This is a genomic window from Paenibacillus chartarius, assembly GCF_042432825.1.
Classification (GTDB): domain Bacteria; phylum Bacillota; class Bacilli; order Paenibacillales; family NBRC-103111; genus Gordoniibacillus; species Gordoniibacillus chartarius.
In genome coordinates this window covers 84,959-104,555 of sequence record NZ_JBHLWN010000021.1, presented here as the reverse complement: position 1 = coordinate 104,555, position 19,597 = coordinate 84,959, and the positions used below count along the sequence as shown (strand labels likewise).

Genomic DNA, 19,597 nt, shown 5'->3' with positions numbered 1-19,597 from the left:
GCAGGCTCGTTCAAGCCGATTCTTTCGAGAGTCGGCTTTCTTCCATAACATCCCCAAGGAGGGTCCCCATGTCCAGCGTCGATCCCGATGTATTGCTTGCGAATTATCGCATCGTTCTTGAGCCTGGCGATACGCCCGCGACGGAGAACACGTTCAAGCTTATGGACGATGAAGAGATATTCCGGATGCTGGATGCGTTCGGTCATGCGATCCGGTCTCCGGAGCGAAAGGTTACGGGCTCTTTATTTATCAAGAGGTACAGCGCGCTTGCTGCCGGGGCGCTTTATGCCTGGATTCATCACGGCTGCGGCCTCGATGTATCGCTGAACCGGTTGGCCGTCACCGTGGAAGCTAGCGGGGCTCTTCGATTTCATATTGCGGACGCCTGTGTTCACGAGGATTGTACAGCGGACGGGGAGCGGCTTTGGACGGAAGAAGAAGCTGGACGAACCGAAGCGTATTTGGTTAGCGTGTTTACGACGAATGTCGTTCCCGTCTTCGACAGCGTCATTCGGTACAGCGATATTCCATCGTCTACTTTATGGAGCACACTCTCCTATTTGTTCATATACTGGAAGCGGAAGTGGCTTGAGCAAGCGTCTTCGGTTGCTATGAGAATGAGAATCGAAGAGGTGTACGGCTGTTTGATGTCCCCCGTCAATACCAGCTTCTTCGACGGATGTCCCGTCAATCCGTTAACTCCTTCGTTTCGTACGATTGAGGATCCTCTGCACAGCGGCTGTACGATCATGCTGCGCAGCAAATGCTGCATGAATTATCGTTTGCCGGGCGAGGATCGATATTGCTATACTTGTCCTGCAATCAGCGACGAGCGCAAAATAGAGAAGTATTTGGCGGCGCATATGGTCGCTCAGAAGTGATTGTCTGTGACGATGTCGATGCTGTCGCGCTTGAAAGGGCAGCATCCGTCCTGCAAAGAAAGCCCGGAGCCGAGCCAATGTGATTGGCGGGGCCGGGCTTTCTTCATGAATTGCATAGGAGGCAAAGAAAATGGTTCAAATCTTGTTCGTGTGCTTGGGCAATATTTGCCGGTCGCCGATGGCGGAAGCGGTCATGCGCCGCAAGGTACAGGAGGCCGGGCTGGCGGAGCGGATCAAGGTGGACTCTGCCGGCACCGGCAATTGGCATACCGGGAAGCCCCCTCATGAGGGGACGCGCGGCATTTTGAAGCGGCATGGGGTAGACGACAGCGGGATCAGGGCGCGCCAGGTGCGGGAGGACGACTTTCACGAGTTTGCTTATATCATCGCTATGGATGACAGCAATGTAGTGAATTTGGGCCGCTTCGCCCCCAAGGAGCATCGCTCGGAAGTCAAGAAGCTGCTGGACTTCGTGCCGAAGCATCTCGGCGGCGATGTGCCGGACCCTTACTATACGGGCAATTTCGAAGAAGTGTACGACATGGTGAACGAAGGCTGCGAGCGGCTGCTGGCGTATATTCGGGAGAAGGAAGGGCTGTAGAGCGGTATCGGGTGACCTTGTCGGCTCCTCCTGCGTTTCAGTATCGTCGGTTGTGATATAATGAAGGCAAAAGCGGGATGAGGGATGCGGATGTCGGAAGCGGACAATAAGAAAAAGCTTGTGCGCGAGCACCCGTTCACGTACGAGGCCTATGCTGCTATGCCGGAGGATGGAAACCGTTATGAGATTGTAGACGGAATTCTGGAGCTCATGTCTCCGGGCCCTGCCCTGCCGCACCAGTCGGTCAGCGCAGAGCTGGAGTATTTGCTGAATTCATCGTGCCGCTCGGAATATATGATTTTTCACGCGCCGCTGGATTTGATCTTGAGCCCGACCGATATGCGGCAGCCGGATGTGATGATCGTACACCGCAGCCGGCAGCATATCTTAACGAATCGCGGCATTGAAGGTCCCCCGGACGTCATTGCGGAAATATTGTCCCCCGGCTCGAAGCGGCGCGACCGGTTAAGCAAAGCGGCCACCTATGCCAAATACGGTGTCGAAGAGTATTGGATCGTCGATCCGGACGGGGAATCGCTGGAGCAATATATGTTAAGGGGCAGCGTTTACGAGCTTATCGAGGTATATGAAGGGGACGCGCCCCTGCGGTCGGATAAGCTGCCTTGCGCGACATTTACGATGAACGAGCTGTTTGCGAATGTCGTTAAGCCGGGGCGCTAGGCAAATCCGTCAAGCGACCCGTCATTTGGGGAAATTTGTGAACTATAACGGTCTCCCAAACCATTATTTGGAACGATATGGGATGTATTACAAGTTTAGCGGATTTTCAGGGCGCTATTTTCCAGAAACCGGGGAAAATCAAGCCCGATTTCATCAATTGACATTCGATAGCGCCTCCAAATTCCTCTATTTTCAATGACAAGTGCGTTAGCGGTAAAATAGAGCCCTCAAAATCCGTTATCGAACCGTATCAGCCACGCCCAAGCTCCCGTAGTAAAAGACGAGGCCTATCCCTTAAACGGGAGGCCTCGTTTATATTACACGGCGGAAATTATTTTGCACAGCTCAGTAAATCGGCTTCTAATTCACCGGGAAACAAGCGCGTCCGAAGACGGCGAAAACCGTTTTCCTCTGGTTGGATCGATATGGCTCCCGGAGCTTGTAAGGATGTCATAGGCATTTCCCCCCTTTATACCGACGGTAATAAAAAGAGATAAAGCTGCCCATTTACTTTAACATAGTAATGTGTTAACGTATTAACAGGATAACATACTACTATGATAAAGCAACATGTCCATTCTTATTCCAAAGGAGATGTGTCTCTATGTCCATCCGTACACGACAAGCAGTCCTTCAGCTCAAGCCTTATTCCCCCGGCAAGCCGATTTGGGAAGTGCAGCGCGAGCACGGGCTCGACCGGGTTGTGAAGCTCGCCTCCAACGAGAATCCGCTCGGTCCTTCGCCCCTCGCTATGGAAGCGCTGCTGCGCAGCGCCGCGGAGCTGCACCGTTACCCCGATGCGGGCTTCAGCGAGCTGCGCTCCGCTTTGGCCGACACGCTCGGCGTAACGCCGGAACATATCATCGCCGGGAACGGAGCCGACGAGCTGATCAAGCTCGTCGCCGAGGCGTATTTGGAGACCGGGGATGAAATGATCGTCCCGAGTCCGAGCTTTACGGAATACGAGTTTACCGGCGTGCTGATGGGGGCGAGGGTCGTACCGGTACCGCTTCGTGCTGATTTTACATACGATATTGCCGCGATTCTGGGAGCCGTGACTCCCCGGACGAAGCTGGTTTACGTGTGCACGCCGCACAATCCCACAGGAACGTATCTGCCGCGCGGCGAGCTCGAGAAGCTGCTTGAAGAGCTGCCGCCGAGCGTCCTCCTGATTGTCGACGCCGCCTACGGCCATTACGCCGATGCGGACGATTACACCGACGGCCTCGATCTGCTAAGGCAGGGCCGGACGCTGCTCGTCCTGCAGACATTTTCCAAAATATACGGTTTGGCCGGCATCCGGGTCGGTTATGCGGTTTCCCGGCCTGAGGTGATCGAGGCCTTGCTCAAAGTGAAGGAGCCGTTTAATGTGAATGCGCTCGCCCAGACAGCCGCCGCTGCGGCATTGGCGGATACGGACCATGTAAGCCGTTCGCGCGAGCTTAATGCCGACGGACGCCGTTATTTGACCGAGGAGCTTACTGCGCGCGGCTTCACGGTCGTCAGGCCGAGTCAAAGCAATTTTATTCTGGTACGCTTGGGAGCGGAGGCCGGCCGCATTTACGAGGGGCTGCTGCAAAGAGGAGTGATCGTTCGTTCCGCAGCGGTCTGGGGCCTCCCGGAGTACGTCCGAATCACAATCGGTACACCGGAGGAGAACGATCGGCTGCTAGAAGCGCTGGCGGAGTTGGGAAGAAGAGCGGAGGTACCAGCGCCTCGAGTAGCGGAATAGGTACAGGTAGGCAGCCTGGACGATTAAATAGACGGTAAGAGAATGCCACATGTCCCACGTTTTGTAATGGAACACGCCGGCTTCGTACGTAATCCATTCCACGAGAACGCCGCCGGTGGACCAAACCAAGATATACATCAGCGTGAAGAAGCCGCTGAGCTGCAGCCGAGTGTACAGGTAAAGAAACAAGAACCCGAACGGCGGATAAGCCAAATAGAGCAGCAGATCAAACCATTCGACCTTGTTGGTGTCATTCATGTCGTACATGTCGAGCGGGGGACCTGCCAGCATGAGGTCGAGGGTCATGGCGGACATGAGACCGGCACTTAGCAGGAGCATAAGCAGACTTCTCGGAAAATGCCGCCCCCACCGCAGCACGGCAGTCCAGCCCCCGGCCGTTAAGAGGAGAATCGTCCACTCGTTCGTATCGAAGCTTTGCGGAAAGTCAAACCAGCCGATCCAAGCGAACACGTTCATGACAGTCCGAGCTCCTTTCGCAGCGTGCTCCGATAGAGTCGTAAGGACACGTAAATCAGTACGCTGAAGATCAGCCAGAAGCGAAAAATGCCAAGCGGTCTCCAGTCCTCATAGGTCAGGATGCCGATGCGAAGCATGATAAAGGTCTCGAACGTGGATACCGCGGCGAAACCGAGCATGAGACCCGCCTTGCTCCAAAAACGGCGTGCGAATTCCAATAGCTCCATGAGCCATAAAGCGAGAACCGGCGTCAAGATGAAGCGGATAAGCAAAAAAGTGAGGAACGTATCTCCCGCAGCATTCACTGAGAAATTGCGTTGATTGACGCCGGAGACAAAAAAATGGAAGGCATATATAAACAGGGACAAAAATAAACCGAAGAGCTGCTCCAGCGGGTGGAGGCGCCGGGGGAATATGATGTAGGCCGCACAAATCATAAAGGTGGCGGCGAAGCCGATGGCAAGCAGCATCGTAACCTCCGTCGGAACGCTCGGGCCCGTGCCCGAGCTTTTTTTCACGCTTGTAAGACGGCGAAAGCGGGTTCCTGTTGCTAGAAAGTGATGCGATGTATTTTTCTGCGGGAAGTTAAGGACTTTGTTTTTGCATAGTATGGAAATGTGGGCCAGCGAATATACTTCGGACGAGGTAGACCGCTTGGTTTGAAGGGGGAGGCTGGTAAGAATGCGGCCGCTGAAGCTGAGCATTCTGGATCATTCGCCGGCTGCGGCCGGCGCTTCGCATCGTACGGCGCTGGCGCAGACGGTAGAGCTGGCGATGGCTGCGGATCGGCTCGGGTATACAAGGTTTTGGGTATCCGAGCATCACAATTCGATGGAGCTGGTCGGTTCGGCGCCGGAGGTGCTGATTGCCGCAGCTGCGGCGCGGACGTCGGGGCGGCTGCGGGTCGGGAGCGCCGGTGTGCTGCTTTCGCATTATAGTGCGTTAAAGGTCGCGGAGCAGTTCCGCGTACTGGAGGCGTTGTATCCGGGCCGGATCGATCTCGGTGTGGGCCGAGCTCCGGGCGGTTCCGCACGGACGGCGGAGGCGCTGCGGGACGGCCGTGCGGATGAGCCGGAGCGATACCCGCAGCAGGTCGCCGAGCTGGTGCAGTTTCTCCACGATACCGTGCCTGCCGGCCACCGGCATGAAGGGGTTCGGGCGATGCCGCTCGTCGAATCGGCGCCCCAGCTCTGGGTGCTCGGCTCCAGCGGGATCAGCGCGCGGCTGGCCGCCCGAATGGGAGCGGCATTCGGCTATGCGCAGTTTCTAAGCAGCGAGGATGGAGCTCAGACGGTCCACGCTTACCGGCGCGAGTTTCTTCCATCGGCGCTCGGTGCCGTTCCCCAGTGCTGTACTGCGGTGTTCGTTATCTGTGACGAAACCGACGAAGCAGCGGCGCGGACGGCCGGCTCCGGCACGCTGCCGCTTTCCACGCCGCAGCGTGAGAGAATGATCGCCGGCGGACCTGAAACCGTTAGGCGGGAGCTGTTCGCACTCGGCAGCAGGTGGGGGATCGACGAAGTTGTCGTCGTTCCTGCCGCAACCGCCTACAAGGACCGGCTTCGCACGTGCGTTCTGCTGGCGGAAGCCTTCGGATTGCCGGGGTAAAGCGCAGTCGTTCACATTTTTGCGTAACCGTTGTACGCGCGGTATGATGGAGCTGTCAATTGCAATTCGTATACAGTTTCTGGGAGAGATTCAACATGGGGAGCAAGCGCTACGGCAATTTGGATGGAGTCGTCAACGACAAATCCTTTCTCGACGTCATGAAATGGATGCGAAACCGGCCGAAGAAGGCCGTCCGGTGGAATGTGCCGCAGCATGCGGCGAAGCGGCAGGAGTGGCTGCGAAGCAACCGTACGGAATGCTCGGTCACGTGGATCGGCCATTCTACATTTTTGATTCAATACGCCGGGCTGAACATCGTTACCGATCCGGTCTGGGCGTCCCGGATGGGCATGGCGCGGCGTCTGACGGAGCCGGGTCTGAAGCTGGGCGAGCTGCCGCCGGTCGATATTGTGCTGATCTCGCATTCGCATTACGATCATTTGCACTACGACTCGCTGCTTCGGCTGCCCGGCAAGCCTGCCGTATTCGTTCCGGACGGGCTCGGACTGGCCGTTCGCCAAAGAGGAATCGACACAGTGGCAGAGCTGCCTTGGTGGGGGAAAACGAAAGCCGGCGGCGTGGCGTTCAGCTTCGTTCCGGCCCAGCACTGGACCCGGCGTTCGCCGTGGGATATGAACACGTCCCATTGGGGAGGCTGGGTCATTGGGAGGGAAGGCGAAGGAGCGGAGAACGGCCGCGGACGTTCGATCTATTATGCCGGCGACAGCGGGTATTTTCGCGGATTTCGGGACATCGGGGAACGGTTCCGCATCGGAACGGCACTGCTGCCTATCGGTGCTTACGAGCCGGAATGGTTCATGCAGGTGTCGCATATGACGCCGGAGGAGGCTGTGCAGGCGTTTGAGGAGCTGGGCGCGGAGACCTTCGTGCCGATGCACTATGGAGCGTTCATGCTTGCCGACGATACGCCGGAGGAAGCGGTGCGGCGGCTGCAGGCGGAATGGACGCGGCGCGGCTTGCCTGCAGAGGCGCTGCGCTTGCTGGAGCTCGGCGAAACGTGGATCCCGGGTAACTTCGAAGAATAAAGGAAAAGGATGTGGTGAGGGATGAAACGGTGGACGGCGCGGCTGGTGATCGGGATGCTGCTGTACGGCGTCGTGATAGGGCTGTATTTTACGTTCGGGAACTTATACGAGCCGTCGCCTCAATACGCCGGCACCGCAGCGGATCCGAGCACCTTTCTGGCGCCGGAGCAAATCCGCAAGGGCGAGTCGTTGTCGCGCATTCATTCGTTGGCGTACTTCATCATGACGCCGCTACAAGTCGTCGTCCTCCTGCTGCTGCTCGGATTCGGCGTCGGCCTCAGGACGCGTCTGGAGCGGCTGACCCGATTTTCGCTGCTGCGCATAGGCGGGTTCGTGCTGGTGTTCCTCGCTGTAACCGGAGCGCTGTTTCTGCCGCTTGACTATGCCATGCTGCAAATTGATCGGGCCTATGGACTGTCGACCACGACAACGGCTACCTTCTTTGCCGATTTGGGGAAAGATCTGGCGATTGAGTGGGTGTCGACGACCTTTATTGTAGTGATTTTGCTCTGGCTGATGAGACGCAGTCCGAAGCGGTGGTGGCTGTGGCTCAGTATTGTGGCAATACCGATCAGCGTGTTCCTGACGTTCGTACAGCCTGTCGTGCTTGACCCGCTGTATCATACGTTCCAGCCGCTGCGGAAGGAGCCGCTGCGGACGGAAATTTTGGAGCTGGCCGCCAAGGCGGACATTCCGGCAAATCAGGTGTTCGAGGTCAACATGTCGGAGCGGACGAACGCCGTGAATGCCTACGTGAACGGCATCGGCAGCAACGCGCGTATCGTGCTCTGGGATACGACGCTGAACAAGCTGAAGGATGACGAAATCTTGACGATCATGGCTCACGAGATGGGACACTACAAAGAGAAGCATATTTACTGGCAGGTCGCCGTGGGGATCATCGTGACGTTCTTCTCGCTGTGGGCCGCATATCGGCTGTACGAGTGGCTGCTGCGAAAAGCAGCCCCGCTGGTCGGCATTCGGCAGGGAGGGAAGGGGCAGGATCTGGCGGCGCTGCCGGTGCTGCTTATTGCCGTCAGCTTGGTCGGCATCGTGCTTACTCCGGCGCAGAACGTATTCTCGCGCTTCCTGGAGCAGCGGGCGGATGCTTATGCGATGCAAATGACCGGGGACGGGGACGCGGCAATTCGCGCCTTCCAGAAGATTGCCCGCGACAATTTGAGTCCGATTAAGCAGCCGCTGCTTGTGACGCTGTTTCGGGGTACGCATCCGAGCATCCAGGACCGGATCCTATACTTCTCGCAATTCGAGAAGTGAGGCTTGTTTCTTTGGACAAGCGACAGCCTTGCGGGGACGCAGCAACGAAGGGCAGACCCCGGCTGCTGCGCGCCGCCCGCGGGCGGCGGCCCCCGGTGTATTACGCCTGATCTGCAACCCATTGCACCAGAGGGGCATGCTTCCTCCACGTATTCAGACGAGTAACGATGTAGTCCTGCGCTTCACTGTCTTCGCCCGGACGATATGACTCCGGCAAGCTGCTCGGGGCCTGTTTCTTCCCGGTCAAATAAGGAATCACATGAGGATTGCTTCGCTTCGCTTCGCGGAGCAGCTCCGGCAGCTTGCCGCTGACCCCGCATCGGCCGTATTCGATCAGAAGGCGGTCGTACCGGACGGAAGCCGTATCTTCCCCGAACCGCTCAAGCAAATCGGCGGCCTTGTCATATTGCTTCAGCTCCAAATAGGCGGCGGCAAGCATGTCCCTCACGCCTTGATTATCGTTTGGATTCAGCTCCAGCAGGTCCTCGTAATGACGCGCCGCTTCCTTATAGCGGCCCAGGTACAAGCAAGCTTCCGCATACCCGGCTTTAGCCCTCATATAAGGTCGGGTCTCGATTAACCCCCAGAAATGCCCTCTATTCTCTTCGATGTACGCCGCTCCCAAATCCCGTTCGCCCGCAACGAGGCCGCGGCGGAACTGTTCGAGAATCTGTTCGGGGGCTTGCGCATGCTCAGCGAGCAAATTATAAGCATCCGGATACAGCTCGATCGCTTGCCGCGCCAGCTCGATTCGGCGGTTCGGCGTGGTCTCCGTCCTCGCCTGCTCAATCAGGCGCATAGCCGGCTCGCGCTGCGGGTTTCTGGCTCCGGCGACGTTGAAGTCGTAAGCTTCCGGCGCCAGGGTGCCGACAATGGTTTCCAGCGCAGACTCCGTAATCCCCTGCTCTCTATGCAGTTCCTCAACGTAAGTGGACCCATCCAGCGGCTCCATATGCTTTTGGATAAAATCGAGCATATCCTGCGCCTTCTTGGCAATCGTGGCAGCGGAAACTTCATAGATCCGGGCCACCTCGGCCTGTGTCGTCGAGAGACCGTGCGCGTAGGAGGCCAGGCAATATTCGGCAGCCGCAGGCAGCACGCCGGGATTCCGGAATGTCGGATTCCGCTTTGACGTATAGCCATGCAGCAAGGTGACCGCCTGGGCGATTATGCCCCAATCGTAGCGGTTCGTCATCTTGTCTACCATGAGGCGCGCGAGATCGGGGTACTGATCGTTCGCCCAAGGCAGCGTATCGATCATGCCCAATATGGTATCCGCTCCCCAAGTGTCCGGGTCGTTCGGATCAACGCCGCCTTGAATTCCGCCGCCCGCCGCTGACGGCGTACCGGGCTCCGGCGAAGGAACGATGCGGGTCACATGGCCCCGCTCGTCCTTCTCCAGACAGCATTTCTTATACTTTTGCCCGCTTCCGCAATGGCATGGGTCGTTTCGTCCTAGTTTGATCATGGTTGCTAATTCTCCTGTACCTTATTTCAAATGCTCCGGGTTCAGCTGCTCCAGCTCCGGCACGACGAACAAGCCGTCTTTGCGGATCAGAACGCCGTCAAACCAAATTTCGCCGCCGCCGTACTCGGGACGCTGAATATTGACCAAATCCCAATGTACGGAGGAGGAGTTGCCGTTCGGTGTGGATGGAATGCAGCTGCCGGGCGTAAAATGGAACGAGCCTGCGATTTTCTCATCGAACAGGATATCCTTCAGTGGATTCATTATATATGGATTGACGCCAATCGCAAACTCTCCGACATAACGGGCGCCTTCATCCGTATCGAAAATTTGGTTCAAGCCGTCGACATTCGCCGCCGCCGTCGCGTTCGTAATCCGGCCGTCGGCAAATTCCAGCCGAACGTTGTCGTAGACGTAGCCGCCGTACGGAGAAGGGGTGTTGTAGGTGATGAAGCCGTTCACCGAATCGCGTACCGGGGCGGTGAATACTTCGCCGTCCGGCAAGTTGCGGTCGCCGGCGCACTTGACGGAGCCGATGCCGCGGATCGAGAACGACAAGTCCGTACCCGGGCCGGTAATGCGCACCATGTCGGTGCGGTCCATGAGCGCTTTGAGCGGGTCCATGGCGCGGTTCATACGGGCATAATCCATCGTGCACACGTCAAAATAAAACTGCTCGAACCCTTCGGTGCTCATGTTCGCGAGCTGGGCCATCGAGGCGTTCGGGTAGCGAAGCAGCGTCCATTTCGTATGCTCCAAGCGCTGGTCGAAGTGCACCGGCTTCGTGTGCAGCTTGCGGTACAGCTGCATCCGGTCGGCCGGTACGTCGGACAGCTCGGAAATGTTGTCGCTGCCGGCCAGCGAAACGTAACCCTGCATCTGCTTCATAAAGGCGAGGTCGTTGTCGGCCAGCGTGCGAATTTGGTCTTCCGTTGCCGTGATAAGGAACTGCCGCAGGATGCGCTGGTTGACGTTCTTTACATAAGGCTTGCCGCCGCGGGCGGAAATGGCGCGCATCAGCTCGATCGCCAGCGACGGGTCGGAGACGCTGTTATCGATCCAGACATTGTCCCCGGGCTGAACGTCGATAGAATAAGAAGCGATCAGCTCGGCGAGCTTCGTTAGACGGGAGTCGTGCATAAGCGAACATCCTCTCTTAGGTCAATATTAGTCGTTGCGCCGGGTCATTTGCTGCCAAACCGAGCCTTCGGCGGCGCGGCCGCCTTCGATGCGCTCGAGCGCCAAATTCGCCTGCATCCGAATCTCAAACTCGGTATCGTTCGCCGCTTCGCGCAGCGCCGGGATCGCGGTCGCATCGCCGACCTCATACAGGAAGCGGGCGGCGCGCCAGCGCACCAGCTTATTGTCATCGCGCAGCGCGTCGATCATCGCCGGGATGGCCGCCGGATCGCCGATATCGGACAGCGTGTCGCCGGCCGTCCGGCGCACGGACGGCGTGCGGTCGCGCAGAGCGCGGAACAGGTGCGGCAGCGCCTCCGGCTCGCGAATGTCGCCGATATAAACGACGGCTAGACGTCGCACCGAGGCATTCTCGTCATCCAGCAGCCCGGCCAGCAGCGGGAGCGTCTCCAGCGACGGCTGAATGCGCTGCATCGCGGCGTAGCGTTCCTTCCAGTCCGGCGAGCGGAGCTGCTCGGCGAGCCCGGTATCCGATTGCGGCGGAGGCGTTACGCCCGGCGAAGCGGCGCTGCTATCGGCCGCGGCTGCGTACGAAGCGGCGACGAGCTGCTGCAGCCGTTCATCGGAGTACGAGGCGTCCTGCTCCTGGACGATCTCGGCGAGCACGTCCTGCAGGTCGCCGTAGCGGACGCCGAGCTCCTGGAGCTGACGCTCCTTGATCAGATTGGGCGCCGCTTTGCCGGCTTCGATCGCCGCATTCGTGAAGCGCTCCGGCATGGAGACGCGGGCTTCTTGACCTCCGGCCTGCGCGCGCACCTGCAGCGGAATGCCGCGGAACGTTTGCAGCAGCACCGTCACTTCGCCGAACGCTCCGTCCGTTTCGCCGGCCGCATTGCCGGGGGAGGCCGCTTCCGGAGAGGCGGGCGCCGCACCGGGCGCTTCGCCCAGCACTGCGCGAGCCGCGCTGAGAATCGCCTGCCAATCGCCTTTCGGCGTCCGGTCCAGCGCGATAAAATCCGCCGCATGATACAGGCTCCGCACTCCCGGAATCGCCAGCAGGCGCTGGGCGTACTCGGGAGCGGAAGACGCCTGTTCGGCCGTATACGTGCGGCGCTCGTGAGGCGGAAGCGACTCGTCGAGATTGAGCTTCATCGAGTTCGGGCTCGGGGTCGGTTCGATCGATATGAGTTTCATGATTGGTTGACTCCTTTACGGGCAGGACCCTGTGGTCCGAAATGAACACAAAAGCAGCCCCGGCTCCCGGAAGAGCCGCAGCTGCTGTAAGGTCAGCATTTTACATGTTGGCGGTGCTCAATCAAGCTCCAGCAGGTTGCGCTGCAAGTAGCTGTCGAGCGCTTTGGTCAAATCGAACACCGTATGCGCCAGATCGATATTTTCGAAGGCATGCTCGCACTTGCTGCGGTACGCCATCTCCTCATCATAGTGGGACAGCTGACGGGCGATTTCCTCTTCGCTGAAACCGCTGTCGTGCAGACGCTTGGCCACGAGGTTGCGATCCGCATAAATAAAAATCCGAACGACATGTTCTCCGTACGCATCCTTCAGGTGCTGCGCGCCATGACTGTTCAGAATCAAATATAAGGAGCCCTTCTGCTGCTGAAACTTCTTCTCGATGTCGCTGTGCTTAATGCCGTACAGGTTGCCGTCGATCTCCGTAATCTCGAGAAACTCCCCGCTCTGCTGGGCCTGGAAAAACTGCGCCGGATTCAGAAAATGATAGTCCTGGCCATCCACTTCGTTCGCACGAGGCGGGCGGGTTGTATACGAAATGACCTGCTTGATCCCGAGCGTCGAACCGGACATCTCCGCAACCGTACGGCGACCGGCTCCATTCGGTCCTGTGAATACGAATATCATTTCTTTCTCTTTCAGTTCGTACATAAGCCTACCTCCTGTAAGTGGAATTGGGGGACGCTTCCGCATGAATGCGGTTACCTTATCGCGACAACGGTGGATTGTTTTATTTTACCACAAGTTAAAACGTTTGCTCTACGGCGAATCGTGTCGATATCAGTGAAGATCGTGACGATTTTGGTCAACCCGGCTAAGAGGATGCCCGAATATGCGGGTGATTATGCTAAAATGTTCCTGCTTCCAAGCCGGACGGAAGCGGTCCTTGTCCGACAGCAAAAAATTCGGACCCTCTTCCGCGAATTGTCCGAATTTTTTGCTTCTATTATATAGTGCATCTGTTTGAACGAATGGAGAGGGCGGACGTTACCGTCCGCGCCCGCTGCCGCGCCCCCCGCGGCCGCCGCCGCGGGCTCCGCCGCCCTGGGCCCCGCCGCTGCGGGGCCCTGCCGCGCCCCGTCCTGCGGACCGGGGCGCACGGCCTCCCGGCGCCGCCGAGCGGGCGCCGCCCGGGGCTGCCCGGCCGCGGCCTGCGGCACGCGGCCTGCCTGCGCCCGCCGCGCCGCGCGCACGGGCGCCTCCCGCGCCGGCGCCGCTGCGCCATGCGCCGCCGCGCAGCGCGCTTCCGATCAGCTCCACATAGCGCTGATCGCGCGGCGTGGCGAACGTCGTCGCCAGCCCCGTCTCGCCCGCCCGGCCGGTCCGCCCGATCCGGTGAACGTACGTCGCCGCATCGTGCGGTATATCATAATTGTAGACGTGCGTTACGCCTTCCACGTCCAGCCCCCGCGCCGCCAGGTCCGTCGCCACCAGCACCTGCACCTTCGCTTCGCGGAACCGGCGCATCGCCTGCTCGCGCTTCGCCTGCGACAAGTCGCCGTGCAGCTCGTCGACGTCGACGCCGCGTTCCTTCAGCGCATCGGTCAGCTCGATAACGCGCTGCTTCGTATGGCAGAATACGAGCGCCAAATACGGATTGTGCTCGCCAATCAGATCGACCAGCTTATTCACCTTGGCCTCATCGTCGGCAACCTTGACCAGTTCCTGCTTGATCTCCTTGGCCGGGGCCGAACGGGACTGCAGCAGCAGCTCCTCCGGCGACTTCATATATTCGCGGGCGAGATGGCGCACCGGCTGCGGCAGCGTCGCCGAGAAGAGCAGCGTCTGGCGCCGGGAATTCGTCTGCCGCAGCACCTCCTCGACTTCCTCAAGAAAGCCGAACTGCAGCATTTGATCCGCTTCATCGATGACGACCATGCTCACCTTGTTCAGCAGCACGGAGCCGCGCTTCAAATGATCGAGCAGCCGGCCGGGAGTCGCCACGATCAGCTGCACGCCGTCCTTCAGCTTGCCGAGCTGACGGTCGACGTCTTTGCCGCCGTACACGGACATGACCGTTGCGCCGACGGCCGGAGCCAATCGCTCGAGCTCTTCCGTTATTTGTGCGGCCAGCTCGCGGGAAGGCGAGAGCACAAGCCCCTGCACATGCATTTTGCCCGGCTGCAGCGTCTCCAGCATCGGGAGCACGTACGCCAGCGTTTTCCCGGAGCCGGTTTGCGCCTGAGCAATGACGTCCCGCCCGCTGAGCAGCTTCGGAATCGCCTCGGATTGAATCGGCATCGGCTCGTTGATGCCTTGCTTGCGCAGCAGGTTGATCAGCTCCTCGCGTATGCCGAGCGCCGCAAACCCCGTTTTCGTTGTGTTCTTCATTATATACATCGCATCCCTTCATGCCGTACTCATTATGTATCAGACTTCCATTGTAAAGGAAAATGCTGCCGGAATCGAGCCGCACAGTGAAAACGGACGCCTGCATGGCGCCCGCCGTCGATGCGCTGCTTCATCTTATTCGTTCATCGTCCACTGCCCGGTGCCGAATACATTCGTAACGATGCGGTTAAAGTCGCCCACATACGGATCGAGAGGCTTGCCCTTCCAGCTTTCCTGAGCCAGGTTGTTCATTGAATTGATGAAGTCCCGGTTTGCCGAAATGTACACGTCCAGAATCGACGGCTGCAGATAACGGATCTTTTGGGCGATTTTCTGCTTAATGCCGTGGGACAGGTCGTTATGATTGGATACGGTATAGTAGCTGTTCACGCCGTTTGCGACGTTGTTCGAGCTCGCGCCGTCGTTTTGCGTGGAGTACACATTGTACAAGCCCCGCACGGTACCGGCGTTGTTCACCTCCAGGCGGCTGTCTCCGCCATGCGTGCCGATGCCGCTGTTATCGAGCATGACGGCGACGTACGCGTATTTATCCGTCGTCATGACGATGGCGGTGCTGATTCCGTACATCCCGGCGATTTGATCGGTTAAATATTGGTTATAATACAAATGCGCGTTATCATGGATCACATTACCGTACAGCTGCTGTGTCTGATAAGCTCGAGTCGTGTCGCTTGTCTGAGCGCCGCGGTGCGCCGAATAGTTGTTGATTGCCGAGTCGTCGGTATAGTTGCCCTGCCGCGAGCATCCGACAAGCCCGGCAGCCAGTACGGCCGGCATGAGCCATGCCCAAGTTTTTATCCTCATCACCCTATGCTCTCCCTTCCGATCACCTATGGATAGGATTTGATTTTCGAACGGATTTATGCGCTTTTCGGTGTGGGTTTCATGCATAATCGAACCGGATAATGGAAAACTTGAAGGGGAGAAAAACCGCGCAACAACAGCGATTTGACAACTTTGAGAACAATTTGTGAACTGTTCCAGATTCATTGACAAAAAACAGTAGCGAATTTATATTTATTAGAGTGTGAATAGGCTATGCGTTTTTTCACTGATTGTAGGCAGTTCGGGCTTTTGTTGGAATACAAACTGTTTGCTAAATGGGGTTGATACTGAAATGAGTCGTGTGAAAAAGTTGTTGCGTCTGATCCCCCTGTTTGCGGTGATGGCGTTCCTGCTCGCCGGCTGCGGCAGTGACAGACTGTCGGCTTTGCAGCCGCAAGGCCCTGTCGCTAGAGAGCAGTTGTTCTTGATGAAGCTATCATTGTCTATCATGGTCATCGTCGTCGCTGTCGTATTCGCGATTTACCTGTGGGTAATCGTTCGGTACCGCCAGCGCAAGGGCCAGGAGAACATGGTGCCGAAGCAAGTCGAAGGAAGTCACGTTCTGGAGATTATCTGGACGGCGATTCCGATTATTTTCTTGTTGATTCTTGCAGTTCCGACAGTTTACTACACGTTCCAGCATTCCGCTGACCAACGTGCGAACAAGGATGCCATTCACGTCAAAGTTACGGCCCATCAGTTCTGGTGGCAGTTTGACTATCCGGACTACGGGATCGTGACCGCCCAGAACATGGTCGTTCCGAAAGATAAGGTCATTGCGCTCGAGCTTTCGTCCACCGATGTGAAGCACTCGTTCTGGGTTCCTTCGCTCGGCGGTAAAGTCGACACGAACACGGGACCGGTGAACGTACTTTACTTGAAGGCGGATGAGATCGGTCTGTTCCAAGGCCGCTGCGCCGAGCTTTGCGGAGCCTCTCACGCTTTGATGAACTTCACTGTTCAATCTTATGAAGAAACCGAATTCCAAAAGTGGGTCGACAAGATGAAAGCGCCGGTAACGGTAGCTGCAGCGAACAAAGAGGGCGAGACGCTCTATAAGGAAAACTGCATGTCTTGTCACCAGGTCAGCGCTCAAGGCTTGGGTCTCGGACCGAACCTGAATGGCTTCGCTTCCCGTCCTTACATTGCGGGAATATTGGACAATCAAGGACCGGAGAAGGAAGAGAACCTGCATAAATGGATTACCAATCCGCAGGACCAGAAGCCGGGCAATAAGATGCCGGCGTTCGGACAAAACTTCGGCGGCAAGCTTACCGATGCCCAAATCGACTCGATTGCTAAATACTTGCATAGCTTGAAATAGTACAAAATCCGTCACGGCGGATAAGGAGGCAACTGAAGTTGGCTAACGCACATGCCCATGCGCCGCACGCGGCCTTGCACCATGAGCCTAAACGCTACACGGGCTTAATGGATTGGCTGACAACCGTAGACCACAAGAAGATCGGCATTCTGTATTTGCTTGCCGGCGGTTTGTTCTTCTTGGTCGGCGGACTCGAAGCCATTCTGATTCGGGCGCAGCTCATGTATCCGGATCAGAAGCTGTTTATCGGTGATACGTTCAATCAGTTAACAACGATGCACGGCACAACGATGATTTTCCTTGCAGCCATGCCGCTCCTGTTCGCGTTCATGAACGCAGTCGTTCCGCTCCAGATCGGCGCGCGCGACGTTGCGTTCCCGTTCCTGAACTCGCTCGGCTTCTGGCTCTTCTTCTTCGGCGGCGTGCTGCTGAACACGAGCTGGTTCCTCGGCGGAGCGCCGAACGCAGGCTGGACCGCCTATGCGCCGCTTTCAACGATTATCGATCCGACCGGACAGTTCCACGGTGTAGATTTCTACGTACTTGGTCTGCAGATCGCCGGTATCGGTACGCTGATCGGCGGCATTAACTTCCTAGTTACAATCATCAACATGCGTGCGCCTGGTATGACCTACATGCGTATGCCAATGTTTACTTGGACGGTTTTTGTAACATCGCTGATTATTTGTTTCGCTTTCCCGGTCATTACTGTAGCTCTTATCGAGCTTATGTTCGACCGTCTGTTCCACGGGGCGTTCTTCGAAGCGGCCCGCGGCGGTAACTCGGTACTTTGGGAGCACTTATTCTGGATCTTCGGTCACCCCGAAGTTTACATTCTGATTCTCCCTGCATTCGGAATTATTTCGGAAATCGTCAGTACGTTCTCGCGCAAGCGACTGTTCGGATACAGCTCCATGGTGTTTGCAACCGTGCTGATCGGCTTCCTGGGCTTCATGGTGTGGGTTCACCACATGTTCACGACAGGCTTGGGTCCAGTTGGTAACTCGATCTTCGCGATCGCAACGATGGCGATTGCCGTACCGACCGGCGTGAAGATTTTCAACTGGCTGTTTACACTGTGGGGCGGCAACATCCGCTTTACCGTAGCGAACCTGTTCGCAACAGCATTCATTCCTACGTTCGTCATGGGCGGCGTAACCGGGGTTATGCTGGCCGTTCCGGCAGCAGACTTCCAGTATCATGACACGTATTTCGTTGTTGCACACTTTCACTATGTCATCGTAGGCGGTCTCATCTTCTCCGTCTTCGCCGGCCTGTATTACTGGTGGCCGAAGATGTTCGGCATGCTGCTGAGCGAAGGTCTTGGCAAAGTGCATTTCTGGCTGTTCTTTATCGGCTTCCATCTGACTTTCTTCCCGCAGCACTTCTTGGGTCTGATGGGTCTGCCGCGGCGTTACTTCACGTATATGCCGGGCTTCGATCTGGAGGTAGGCAACTTCGTGTCGACGATCGGCGCGTTCATGCAAGGTCTAGCTACGATTGTGTTTATCATTAACATTCTCGTTTCGATGCGCAAGCCGAAGACGGCCGGCAACGACCCGTGGGATGCACGTACGCTGGAGTGGACGATTCCATCCCCGGCGCCGGAGTACAACTTCAAGCAAACTCCGCTCGTACGCGGATTGGATGCACTGTGGAAAGAAAAGATGGCGGGCAACAAAGAGATGACGCCGGCGGAACCGGTCGGTCCGATTCATATGCCTTCGCCGTCCTTGATTCCGATTATTATGTCGATCGGATTGTTCATAGCCGGTTACGGCTTCATCTACCACAACTACTACGTCGTAGTTGCCGGCATGCTCCTGACGATCGTAGCGATGTTCTGCCGCTCGATCTTCGACGATCACGGCTGGCATATCGAGCCTTCCGAGCTTGAGGACAAAAAAGGGGGTCACCACTAATGGCACAGGCACATAATGCTGGAACCTTACCTGTAGAGCTGGAAAAGGCGACCCTCGAAGGCAAAAACAAGCTGCTTGCCTTCTGGCTCTTCCTCGGTGCGGAATGCGTACTGTTCGGCTGCTTGTTCGCAACGTATATTGCCCTGCGCAACCAGGTGCCGGACGGTCCGGTTGCCCAGGAGCTGTTCGATCTTACCCTGGTCGGCTGGTCGACGTTCCTGCTCTTGACTTCGTCGCTTACATCGGTATTCGCCGTAATGGCATTGCACAAGCACAAGCTTGGTGCGCTGCAGTTCTGGATGGCCGTAACCGTACTGCTTGGTTTCGCATTCTTGATGCTCGAGATCCAAGAGTTCTTGCACTATGTTCATGAAGGACACAAGTTTACAAGCAGCGCGTTCGGCACATCGTTCTACACGCTCGTCGGCACTCACGGCGCTCACGTTATTTTTGGTATCGTCTGGATTACGACCTTGATTCTGCAAAGCTTCAAGAAGGGTCTGACGACCGTAACGGCGCCGAAGTTCTACGTCGCTGCTCTGTACTGGCACTTCGTCGACTTGGTATGGGTGTTCATCTTTACAGTCGTATACTTGATGGGGAAGGTGGGTCACTGATATGAGCGAGCATACTCATGAAGTAACCACCGGCAGCAAGCGCCCGCACAAGCATGAAGGGCCTCGGAATCATTACTTGACGTACTTGATTTCGATTCTTCTGACGATATTGGCATTTGCAGCCGTATTGTACGGAGTGCTGGATCGTTCGTTCCTCCTTGTCTTCATCGTCGTGCTTGCCCTGATTCAGGCCAGCTTCCAGCTATTCTTCTGGATGCATGCCAAGGATAAGGGACATTTCTTGCCGGTGATCGGGATCGCGTTCGGTTTCTTCATCGCACTGACAGCCGTGGCGGCAGCGGTGTTCTGGACTTGGTGGTAATATGCATTTCGCTAGTTGATCATTGATGGCATGTTCATAGGTAGGGGAGGCGGCTGGTTGTTAGCAACGGTC

The 19,597-nt window shown here is 57.2% G+C and carries 19 protein-coding genes; 11 read left to right on the top strand and 8 right to left on the bottom strand.

All coding sequences use genetic code 11. The features are described from left to right. Positions 1–68: 68 nt before the first annotated feature. From ACFFK0_RS04330 to hisC, 4 genes are all read left to right on the top strand, one after another. Positions 69–881, top strand: coding sequence for an IucA/IucC family C-terminal-domain containing protein (locus ACFFK0_RS04330; RefSeq protein ID WP_377468671.1), 813 nt, complete (start codon positions 69–71; stop codon positions 879–881). A 130-nt stretch (positions 882–1,011) separates the two neighbouring features. Then, a complete protein-coding gene (locus ACFFK0_RS04325) occupies positions 1,012–1,482 on the top strand; it encodes a low molecular weight protein-tyrosine-phosphatase (RefSeq protein ID WP_377468670.1) in 471 nt (156 codons plus the stop codon). 90 nt (positions 1,483–1,572) lie between these two features. Then, positions 1,573–2,163 (top strand): Uma2 family endonuclease, encoded by a 591-nt coding sequence (locus tag ACFFK0_RS04320; protein ID WP_377468669.1) that lies wholly within the window; start codon positions 1,573–1,575, stop codon positions 2,161–2,163. Positions 2,164–2,767: 604 nt separating this feature from the next. After that, entirely contained in the window at positions 2,768–3,895 is a 1,128-nt protein-coding gene (gene hisC, locus ACFFK0_RS04315) for a histidinol-phosphate transaminase (RefSeq protein ID WP_377468668.1), read from the top strand. Here hisC and ACFFK0_RS04310 read toward each other — a convergent pair. Then, positions 3,833–4,372, bottom strand: coding sequence for a hypothetical protein (locus ACFFK0_RS04310; RefSeq protein ID WP_377468667.1), 540 nt, complete (start codon positions 4,370–4,372; stop codon positions 3,833–3,835). The two genes, hisC and ACFFK0_RS04310, sit on opposite strands and share 63 nt — an antisense overlap. Continuing rightward, positions 4,369–4,842, bottom strand: a complete 474-nt coding sequence (locus ACFFK0_RS04305) for a hypothetical protein (protein ID WP_377468666.1) — start codon at positions 4,840–4,842, stop codon at positions 4,369–4,371. The genes ACFFK0_RS04310 and ACFFK0_RS04305 overlap by 4 nt, the downstream gene beginning before the upstream one ends. A gap of 211 nt (positions 4,843–5,053) precedes the next feature. Between ACFFK0_RS04305 and ACFFK0_RS04300 the strand changes: the two genes are divergently transcribed. From ACFFK0_RS04300 to ACFFK0_RS04290, 3 genes are all read left to right on the top strand, one after another. Then, a complete protein-coding gene (locus ACFFK0_RS04300) occupies positions 5,054–5,980 on the top strand; it encodes an LLM class flavin-dependent oxidoreductase (RefSeq protein WP_377468665.1) in 927 nt (308 codons plus the stop codon). Between the two features lie 95 nt (positions 5,981–6,075). Further along, positions 6,076–7,026, top strand: coding sequence for an MBL fold metallo-hydrolase (locus ACFFK0_RS04295; protein ID WP_377468664.1), 951 nt, complete (start codon positions 6,076–6,078; stop codon positions 7,024–7,026). A 21-nt stretch (positions 7,027–7,047) separates the two neighbouring features. After that, a complete protein-coding gene (locus tag ACFFK0_RS04290; protein WP_377468663.1) occupies positions 7,048–8,304 on the top strand; it encodes a M48 family metallopeptidase in 1,257 nt (418 codons plus the stop codon). Between the two features lie 100 nt (positions 8,305–8,404). Here ACFFK0_RS04290 and ACFFK0_RS04285 read toward each other — a convergent pair whose 3' ends face one another. From ACFFK0_RS04285 to ACFFK0_RS04260, 6 genes are all read right to left on the bottom strand, one after another. Beyond that, entirely contained in the window at positions 8,405–9,772 is a 1,368-nt protein-coding gene (locus ACFFK0_RS04285) for an SEC-C metal-binding domain-containing protein (RefSeq protein WP_377468662.1), read from the bottom strand. A 21-nt stretch (positions 9,773–9,793) separates the two neighbouring features. Then, positions 9,794–10,912: an aminopeptidase gene (locus ACFFK0_RS04280; RefSeq protein ID WP_377468661.1), complete on the bottom strand. Its 1,119-nt coding sequence runs from the start codon at positions 10,910–10,912 to the stop codon at positions 9,794–9,796. A gap of 27 nt (positions 10,913–10,939) precedes the next feature. Beyond that, positions 10,940–12,106 (bottom strand): conserved virulence factor C family protein, encoded by a 1,167-nt coding sequence (locus tag ACFFK0_RS04275; RefSeq protein ID WP_377468660.1) that lies wholly within the window; start codon positions 12,104–12,106, stop codon positions 10,940–10,942. A 117-nt stretch (positions 12,107–12,223) separates the two neighbouring features. Then, the gene (locus ACFFK0_RS04270; protein ID WP_377468659.1) at positions 12,224–12,814 is read right to left on the bottom strand and encodes a guanylate kinase; all 591 of its coding nucleotides are present in this window, start codon (positions 12,812–12,814) and stop codon (positions 12,224–12,226) included. Between the two features lie 336 nt (positions 12,815–13,150). Next, entirely contained in the window at positions 13,151–14,494 is a 1,344-nt protein-coding gene (locus tag ACFFK0_RS04265; protein ID WP_377468657.1) for a DEAD/DEAH box helicase, read from the bottom strand. A 135-nt stretch (positions 14,495–14,629) separates the two neighbouring features. Then, the gene (locus ACFFK0_RS04260) at positions 14,630–15,319 is read right to left on the bottom strand and encodes a YhcN/YlaJ family sporulation lipoprotein (RefSeq protein ID WP_377468702.1); all 690 of its coding nucleotides are present in this window, start codon (positions 15,317–15,319) and stop codon (positions 14,630–14,632) included. A gap of 313 nt (positions 15,320–15,632) precedes the next feature. Here ACFFK0_RS04260 and coxB point away from each other — a divergent pair, with 313 nt between their 5' ends. The 4 genes from coxB (at position 15,633) to ACFFK0_RS04240 (ending at position 19,525) form a co-directional block, all read left to right on the top strand. Further along, positions 15,633–16,664, top strand: coding sequence for a cytochrome c oxidase subunit II (gene coxB, locus ACFFK0_RS04255; RefSeq protein ID WP_377468656.1), 1,032 nt, complete (start codon positions 15,633–15,635; stop codon positions 16,662–16,664). A 107-nt stretch (positions 16,665–16,771) separates the two neighbouring features. Beyond that, positions 16,772–18,586 carry a cytochrome c oxidase subunit I gene (ctaD, locus tag ACFFK0_RS04250; RefSeq protein ID WP_377468701.1) on the top strand — a complete coding sequence of 605 codons (1,815 nt, stop codon included), beginning with the start codon at positions 16,772–16,774 and terminating at the stop codon, positions 18,584–18,586. Beyond that, positions 18,586–19,203, top strand: a complete 618-nt coding sequence (locus tag ACFFK0_RS04245) for a cytochrome (ubi)quinol oxidase subunit III (RefSeq protein WP_377468655.1) — start codon at positions 18,586–18,588, stop codon at positions 19,201–19,203. The genes ctaD and ACFFK0_RS04245 overlap by 1 nt, the downstream gene beginning before the upstream one ends. Before the next feature lies 1 nt (position 19,204). After that, positions 19,205–19,525, top strand: a complete 321-nt coding sequence (locus tag ACFFK0_RS04240) for a cytochrome C oxidase subunit IV family protein (protein ID WP_377468654.1) — start codon at positions 19,205–19,207, stop codon at positions 19,523–19,525. Positions 19,526–19,597 lie beyond the last annotated feature (72 nt).